Origin of the sequence: Aquimarina pacifica, from assembly GCF_000520955.1 — a bacterium.
GTDB lineage: Bacteria > Bacteroidota > Bacteroidia > Flavobacteriales > Flavobacteriaceae > Aquimarina > Aquimarina pacifica.
On sequence record NZ_JACC01000038.1, the window covers coordinates 63871 to 71696 of the forward strand.

The 7826-nt window shown below is 33.6% G+C and carries 8 protein-coding genes; 6 read left to right on the forward strand and 2 right to left on the reverse strand.

Features of this window, described 5'->3' with window-relative positions; translation table 11 throughout:
- Window positions 1-39 precede the first annotated feature (39 nt).
- The 6 genes from DZ60_RS0117230 (at window position 40) to DZ60_RS0117255 (ending at window position 5987) form a co-directional block, all read left to right on the forward strand.
- Window positions 40-1182, forward strand: coding sequence for an acyl-CoA dehydrogenase (locus DZ60_RS0117230; protein ID WP_025743273.1), 1143 nt, complete (start codon window positions 40-42; stop codon window positions 1180-1182).
- A gap of 447 nt (window positions 1183-1629) precedes the next feature.
- Window positions 1630-2457 carry a nitrate ABC transporter permease gene (ntrB, locus tag DZ60_RS0117235; RefSeq protein WP_241448755.1) on the forward strand — a complete coding sequence of 276 codons (828 nt, stop codon included), beginning with the start codon at window positions 1630-1632 and terminating at the stop codon, window positions 2455-2457.
- Window positions 2458-2467: 10 nt separating this feature from the next.
- Entirely contained in the window at window positions 2468-3358 is an 891-nt protein-coding gene (locus tag DZ60_RS0117240; protein WP_025743275.1) for an ABC transporter ATP-binding protein, read from the forward strand.
- A gap of 12 nt (window positions 3359-3370) precedes the next feature.
- A complete protein-coding gene (cynS, locus tag DZ60_RS0117245; RefSeq protein ID WP_025743276.1) occupies window positions 3371-3811 on the forward strand; it encodes a cyanase in 441 nt (146 codons plus the stop codon).
- A 31-nt stretch (window positions 3812-3842) separates the two neighbouring features.
- Entirely contained in the window at window positions 3843-5261 is a 1419-nt protein-coding gene (locus tag DZ60_RS0117250; protein ID WP_025743277.1) for a CmpA/NrtA family ABC transporter substrate-binding protein, read from the forward strand.
- Between the two features lie 300 nt (window positions 5262-5561).
- Window positions 5562-5987: a nuclear transport factor 2 family protein gene (locus tag DZ60_RS0117255; protein WP_025743278.1), complete on the forward strand. Its 426-nt coding sequence runs from the start codon at window positions 5562-5564 to the stop codon at window positions 5985-5987.
- On the opposite strand, the gene DZ60_RS0117260 is transcribed toward DZ60_RS0117255, so the two are convergent.
- Window positions 5971-6870, reverse strand: coding sequence for an AraC family transcriptional regulator (locus tag DZ60_RS0117260; RefSeq protein ID WP_025743279.1), 900 nt, complete (start codon window positions 6868-6870; stop codon window positions 5971-5973). The genes DZ60_RS0117255 and DZ60_RS0117260 overlap by 17 nt on opposite strands.
- A gap of 310 nt (window positions 6871-7180) precedes the next feature.
- Window positions 7181-7696: a TlpA family protein disulfide reductase gene (locus DZ60_RS0117265; RefSeq protein ID WP_025743280.1), complete on the reverse strand. Its 516-nt coding sequence runs from the start codon at window positions 7694-7696 to the stop codon at window positions 7181-7183.
- Between the last annotated feature and the right edge of the window lie 130 nt (window positions 7697-7826).

Below are 7826 nucleotides of genomic sequence, written 5' to 3' on the forward strand. Positions count from 1 at the left end.
AAATTGCATATTATGCACGCACAGTAAATTATAAAATATATGGACTTTAAACTATCCGAAGAACAGCTTATGATACGCGACGCAGCTCGTGATTTTGCCAAAACAGAATTATTACCCGGTGTTATAGAACGTGATAACAAACAAGAATTCCCTACCCAACAAGTAAAAAGAATGGGAGAACTCGGTTTTTTGGGTATGATGGCCTCTCCTGAATATGGTGGAGGCGGAATGGATACCATTTCTTATGTACTTGTCATGGAAGAGTTATCAAAAATAGATGCTTCTTCTTCTGTAATTGTATCTGTTAACAATTCATTGGTTTGCTGGGGTCTTGACACATATGGCACACCCAAACAAAAAGAAAGATATTTATCAAAACTAACTACAGGAGAATCCATCGGAGCTTTCTGTTTATCTGAACCAGAAGCTGGTAGTGATGCTACTTCCCAAAAAACAACCGCAATCGACAAAGGTGATCATTATATCCTTAACGGAACAAAAAACTGGATTACTAATGGAGGTACAGCAGATTATTATTTGGTGATCGCTCAAACTGACAAAGAAAAAAAACACAAAGGGATCAATGCCTTTATTGTAGAAAAAGGATGGGAAGGTTTTGAAATTGGACCAAAAGAGGATAAACTTGGTATTCGTGGAAGTGATACCCATTCTCTTATTTTTAATGATGTAAAAGTCCCAAAGGAGAATCGTATTGGTGATGATGGTTTTGGGTTTAAATTTGCAATGAAGACCTTAGCTGGTGGACGTATTGGTATTGCTGCCCAGGCACTAGGTATTGCTGCAGGGGCATATGAATTAGCAAAAGAATACTCCAAAGTTCGTAAAGCTTTTGGCACTGAAATCATGAATCACCAAGCCATAGCATTCAAACTAGCAGATATGCATACAGACATTGAAGCTGCTCGCATGCTTGTATATAAGGCAGCCAAAGACAAGGATAATAATGAGGACTATGACCTATCGGGTGCCATGGCCAAATTATATGCGTCTAAAGTTGCCATGGAAGTGAGCGTTGAGGCGGTACAGGTTCATGGTGGTAATGGTTTTGTTAAGGAATATCACGTTGAGCGAATGATGCGTGACGCCAAGATTACGCAAATCTATGAAGGAACTAGCGAAATACAGAAGATTGTTATTTCTAGAAGTATTCTTAAAGATTAATTACAAATAATTAACCATCCGAAAGCCCAAATCGCAGTAGCAATTTGGGCTTTTATTTTTTTGGAAAATTACTAAATACACTACTGTATATTTATTTTTTGTTAATCTTTTCGAGAGTAGATAAAATTCAATTCTTATGAGTCAGCGACAAGATTCCCTATACTCGGTTTACACATCAGTACATCTAACAAAAATCACATAATCGCGGGCTAATATACATATCCCTTAAAACCAAACTAACAAGACCTCTCGTTGAACTATTTTCAATGATTTATATTTTTCATTGAAAAAAAATAGTTGTTTTTTAATTTTTAATGATTTTAAAATGTTAAAAATGCCAAAACACTGAAAAAAGTAAAATTTGTCCCAAAAAAGGGATCTATTGTCCTATACCAAAATGGCATTGGGTTACTAAGTTTGTTATCAGCTATAAAGAGCACTATTATTATGACTGAAAACAAGAAGGCTATTTTACTTTCCATAACATTATTTGTTGTTTTTTTGATTGTCGGAGAACTTATAACAAGTACGGGAGAGAGAAATAAAAAAAACATGACCGAGTATGAACAACTAATGGGCATGGGAGAAACTCAAGCGCACGTTCCTGGTCCTATTGAGGTATTTAAGCATGCACTAAGTGAGCTTAGCGATCCATTTTATGACAATGGACCAAATGATAAAGGAATTGGCATACAATTACTTTACTCTATTGCCAGGGTAATGGCCGGTTATCTACTATCCGTTATTATCGCTTTACCAATAGGATTCCTTATAGGGATGTCTCCTGTTTTTTATAAAGCCTTGCAGCCATATATACAAATATTAAAACCCATATCCCCTTTGGCTTGGATGCCCTTAGCTCTATTCGTAATAAAGGACTCTGTTATGTCTTCTGTATTTGTAATATTCATTTGTTCCATATGGCCCATGTTGATTAATACGGCCTTTGGTGTGATGTCTGTCAAAAAAGATTTTTTAAACGTTGCTAAAACATTAGAAATGAGTAGTCTTAAAACTGCTTTTCAAATCATATTACCCGCAGCATTACCAACTATTTTTACGGGACTAAGAATATCAATGGGAATTTCATGGCTGGTTATTGTAGCGGCCGAAATGCTTGTAGGAGGAACCGGCATAGGATATTATGTATGGAATGAATGGAATAATTTGGATTTAGCCAGTGTTGTCTTCTCAATAATAATGATTGGTTTTATAGGAATGTTTCTCGATTCATTAATATCAAGAAGTTCTAAATATTTTAACTATCAAGAATAAAACTAATAAAATGGAAGAATTTTTAAAAGTTGAAAATATATCGAAGTCTTATCCTGTTAGAGGAGAAAATAGTTTTGTGACAATTTATGAAAACATCAATTTCACAATGAACAAAGGGGAATTCATGTGTGTTATTGGACATTCTGGATGTGGAAAGTCAACTATTCTAAATAATCTTGCCGGTCTAGATATCCCATCAAGTGGTTCAATTAAGATGTTAGGAAATGAAGTTCACTCACCTAGTTTAGAACGCGGTGTTATCTTTCAGAATCACAGTATTCTTCCTTGGCTTACAGTATTTAAAAATGTAACCATGGCGATTAAGTGCAAATTTAAAAACATGAGTACCGAAGACATCGCCAGTAGAGCTACTCATTTTTTAAAGATGGTAGGCTTACAAGATGCTATGTACAAAAAACCATCTGAACTTTCTGGAGGCATGAAACAACGAGTTGGAATAGCTAGGGCTTTTGCAATCGAACCTACTTTGCTTTTAATGGATGAGCCATTTGGTGCATTGGATGCTTTAACAAGGGGAAAACTACAAGAAAAACTTATTGAAATATGCGATAAAACGAAGCAAACAACCTTTATGATTACCCATGACATTGATGAGGCCATATTACTTTCGGATAGAATCTTACTAATGTCGGATGGCCCAGAAGCCAAAATAGCCGAAATAGTAGCTGTAAATATTCCGAAGCCAAGAAACAGAGCTACTATTATCAACGATCCAGCATACTATGACATTAGAAATTACTTGGTTGACTTTCTTGTTAATCATTCAGGCAAAATTAATGAAAACATAAAAAATGGAACTTTAAAAGAAAAAGATTTACCTATTGCCGTGGATCCTCATCAATTAAAATTTCAACTAGAAAATAATTCAATAGACCTTTAAAACAAAACGAATATGGATAAAAAACAAATGACAGAAATCATTTTAGACACTAAAATGAAAAAAGAAGTTTCGTGGGACGATCTAGCAACTGCAACCGGTTTAAATCCCGTATGTGTAGCAGCTGCATGTTTAGGAAGTGCTTCACTAAATGATACTGAAGCGGCAGCAGTAGTCAAAGAATTAGACCTAGGAATCGAAGTTGAGAAAATGTTGAAAGTATTCCCTTTAAAAGGTGAAGGTCAAGTTGTTCCTAGTGACCCACTTATTTACAGGCTTTTTGAAATTGCCTATGTCTACGGGGCTAGCATAAAAGAAGTTACCCATGAAAAATTTGGTGATGGGATTATGAGTGCAATTGACTTTACCCTAGATGTCGATAAGGTTGAAGACCCCAAGGGGGATCGCGTTCAAATTACCATGACCGGTAAATTCCTTCCATACAAAAAATGGTAGCATTAATATTAACAACTAAAAACATAAAATTATGCCAGTAAATAGCTTAGATGATCCGTTTAGCGAAAAATCAGACTTGTCACACGGCGCAGGCTGTAGTTGTAAATCTTGCCATTCTGCTGATGTAGAAATGGTTCAAAATCTTCCCCATACAGAGGAAGAAATGGTTAATCGATTTGTTGAGACTTCAGTTGTAAAATCAATATTTGGAGGTAATGATGTAAAACGAAGACAGTTTATTAGAACTGTAGGAGCGGGAGTTTTTAGGGCAGCACTCCTATCCGTTGTTCCTCTTGGGGCGTTGCAATCTTGTATTAATGATACTAAAAAGAAGGTAGAATCAGGAGGTTCTTCAAAACTAGGAGCTTCCAAATTAGAAAAAATAAAATTAAATATTGGTTTTGTTCCTATCACTTGTGCAACCCCAATTATCATGTCAAAACCAATGGGTTTTTATGAAAAATATGGTTTAGATGTAGATGTAATCAAAACAGCGGGTTGGGCAGTAGCAAGGGATAAAAGTCTTAATAAGGAATATGATGCCTCGCATATGCTTACTCCAATGCCATTGGCTATGACCATGGGTGCAGGCTCTAGCTCTGTTCCTTATGTAATGCCTGCAGTGGAAAATATAAACGGACAAGCTATTTGTTTACATAACAAACATAAAGACAAGCGAGATCCTAAAATGTGGAAAGGGTTTAAATTCGGAGTCCCTTTTGAATACTCAATGCATAATTTTCTATTGCGTTACTATGTTGCAGAACATGGATTAGATCCCGACAAAGACATTCAGATTCGTGTTGTTCCACCACCAGAAATGGTAGCGAATCTTAGAGCTGGAAATTTAGATGGGTACCTATCTCCAGACCCGTTTAACCAAAGAGCTGTTTATGAAAATGTAGGATTCCTGCATATGCTGACTAAAGATATTTGGGAAGGTCATCCTTGTTGTGCATTTGCCTGTAGCCAAGAATTTGTTACAAATAACCCAAACACCTATTCCGCTTTGTTTAGTGCCATAATTGATGCCACTCACTTCTCTTCTCAACAAGAAAACAGAGCTCAAATAGCCGAAGCAATTGCACCCAAAAACTATCTTAATCAACCCGCATCCGTAATTGCACAAGTGCTTACTGGTAAGTACGCTGACGGACTAGGAAACGTACTGAATGAGCCCAATCGTATTGGCTTTGATCCTTTCCCATGGCATTCGATGGGAGTATGGATACTAACACAAATGAAGCGTTGGGGTTATGTCAAAGAAGATATCGATTACAAAAAAATTGCAGAACAAGTATATCTAGCAGCAGAATGTGGTGCTAAAATGAAAGAAATGGGCTATGACGCTCCGTCAACTACATATAAAAAACATACCATTATGGGTAAAGAATTTGATCCCAATTTCCCAGAAGAATATGTAAATAGCTTCGATATTCGGGTAAAATAAAAACATTGATTGATTTATTAATTTACTAAACATAATACAATACTATCAAGACTATCAAGTTTGGATTACATCATAAATTTTAAAAATGTGTCAATTATATATGCTCAAAAGCAATTGCTTCGTTAAGTCAGGGAATCAAAAAAAGCATCGCTTGTAGTTGTTTTTGGGCTTTGTAATCTCTAACACACTAATAAAAACTATTGATTTTTAATATATATATTCCTTAAAATATCGATTAGCCAATAGTAATCATTATTACAGTCTTTTTCAAAAACCCAAACGCCTTTAAATAAAAAAATAATGGAACAAAAACATCCACTTCCTCCTTTTAATTTTGAAACGGCAACACAAAAGGTGAAATTAGCTGAAGATGCATGGAACAGTAAAAATTCTCAAAAGATTGCACTTGCATACTCGCCAGATACAGAATGGAGGAATAGAGATTTATTTATTAATGGAAGGCAAGAAGTTCTTTCCTTTCTCGATACCAAGTGGAAAAAAGAATTAGGCTATAAACTCAAAAAAGAATTGTGGGCGTTTACAGAAAATAAGATTGCTGTCCGTTTTGAATACGAATGGCATGATACTCAAGGGCAATGGTATCGTGCTTATGGGAATGAAAACTGGGAATTCGATCAAAATGGTCTTATGAAGAAACGCTTTGCGAGCATAAATGATTTACCAATTAACGAAACCGAAAGAAAGTTTATTAATTACGATCTTTAAAAGAATATCGAAATTGTTCTGGAGTTTTATTACATACTTTTTTAAAAAATCTAATAAAATATGAGTTGTCGCTATAATTAAGTTCTGCAGCTATAGAACTTATAGACATCTCTGAATGAATAATAAGTCTTTTCGCCTCTAAAATGATTCGTTCTAAAAGAATCACTGAAGGAGTTTTATTAATAGTTTTCTTACATATATAACTTAATTGTTTCAATGAAATATTCATCCTTTCAGCATAAAAGATCAATGTTTTATGATCTTTAAAATGATTATTAACAAGAGCCTCAAAACGGTTTAGTTGCATGAGTTCATAACTATATGATATGGTATACTTATGTTTTTTCTTATAAATTCTTGACAACTCTATAAAAAGAACATTCAGATAAAGTCGTATCATTTCGTGATAATTGAGTAGGTGATTTTGGTATTCTTCATTGATTTTTTCATATAAATCTATTAAAATAGTTTCTTCAACTTCATTTAACTTCAAATATGGAACACTGGATGATGATTTAAAAAATGGAAATTTTATCAATTTATCAAGTTTAAAATCTATCAAGAAATATTCTTTTTTAAAAAACAGGATATACCCATCTGTATCCTTGTCCAAACACCAATGATGAACCTGACCAGGCGACACTATAAACATAGCTCCTGGTTCTACTTTATACTCTTCATAATCAATTGAATGAATTCCACTTCCTTTCGTGATTATCAATAATAAATAAAAATCATGGCCATGTGGCTTTTCAATAAATTGATTAACATTAATATGATCATTAAAAGGTCTAATATAAAAGTTGCTATCAAATTCCATACAATTATTATAATCCTGAAAATTTGAAATATTAAAGACAGGTAAATTAACAGAATTCTTCATAGAGTTCAATTCTTTTATTTGGTGAAACAATAGTATGAAATCAAACAATCTAAGTACTGATACTTAGTTAAATATATACATAAAATCTCACTCACCAATAATACCGTCGTCTTAATACGGAATTACCATTTTAATCTATTACAAATTCATTATTTTAAATTTTAAACCGGTATTTATCACCGTTTTAGCAAATAAAAAATCAATTTTCATTAAGATTAAGTATAACCTGTAAAAAAATATTTAGTAATTTAAACTGCTTCAAAATATACTTAATGGTTAATTAGTATAAATATGCCTTTATACGACTGCTTCATTCCCTTAAGCTATTCGATTTTACAGAAAACAAACTATAAATCTGCTTAAAAGAGCGCCTTCCTATTAGTTTTCCTTCTGGAGAAATTAAAAACTTAGCTGGGATTTCTGTAACCCCATATTTTCTAGCAATTGAAGACATCATTACAAATTTATTTTGATCTACAATTTGATTTTTCCATGTAAAACCATATTTGCTAGCTACTTTTTTCCAAGAGAATGAGTCCTTTTCTAATGCAATTGTGACTATGATAAGTTTATCAGGGTGCTTTTGATGAAGTTCGACTAATTCTGGAATCTCCTTTAAACAAGGGCCACACCATGATCCCCAAAAGTCTAACAAAACATATTTTCCTTGTAAATCTGATAATTTGAATGCAGCACCATCAATTAAGGCAGTATCAAAATCTGGTGCCCGTTCTCCATCACTAATCGAAAAATACCTAATATACATAAAGTAAACCCCCAATATTATGGCTACTACTAAAACAAAACATTTAAATAATTTACTCATGAGGTATTATCTAGCAAAGTTAAAATATGACTTTAGTAATTATAATCGTAGGTAACTTACAAAAAATAATTGTTTCAATAGATAACTCTATTTCTTTCATTTTTGTGTGACGTCCTGAATAATCGTTACA

Coding starts and splice junctions, on each gene's coding strand:
- cynS (WP_025743276.1), top strand. CDS start 3,371: ATGGATAAAAAACAAATGACAGAAATCATTTTAGACACTAAAATGAAA.
- DZ60_RS0117240 (WP_025743275.1), top strand. CDS start 2,468: ATGGAAGAATTTTTAAAAGTTGAAAATATATCGAAGTCTTATCCTGTT.
- DZ60_RS0117230 (WP_025743273.1), top strand. CDS start 40: ATGGACTTTAAACTATCCGAAGAACAGCTTATGATACGCGACGCAGCT.
- DZ60_RS0117265 (WP_025743280.1), bottom strand. CDS start 7,696: ATGAGTAAATTATTTAAATGTTTTGTTTTAGTAGTAGCCATAATATTG.
- ntrB (WP_241448755.1), top strand. CDS start 1,630: ATGACTGAAAACAAGAAGGCTATTTTACTTTCCATAACATTATTTGTT.
- DZ60_RS0117260 (WP_025743279.1), bottom strand. CDS start 6,870: ATGAAGAATTCTGTTAATTTACCTGTCTTTAATATTTCAAATTTTCAG.
- DZ60_RS0117255 (WP_025743278.1), top strand. CDS start 5,562: ATGGAACAAAAACATCCACTTCCTCCTTTTAATTTTGAAACGGCAACA.
- DZ60_RS0117250 (WP_025743277.1), top strand. CDS start 3,843: ATGCCAGTAAATAGCTTAGATGATCCGTTTAGCGAAAAATCAGACTTG.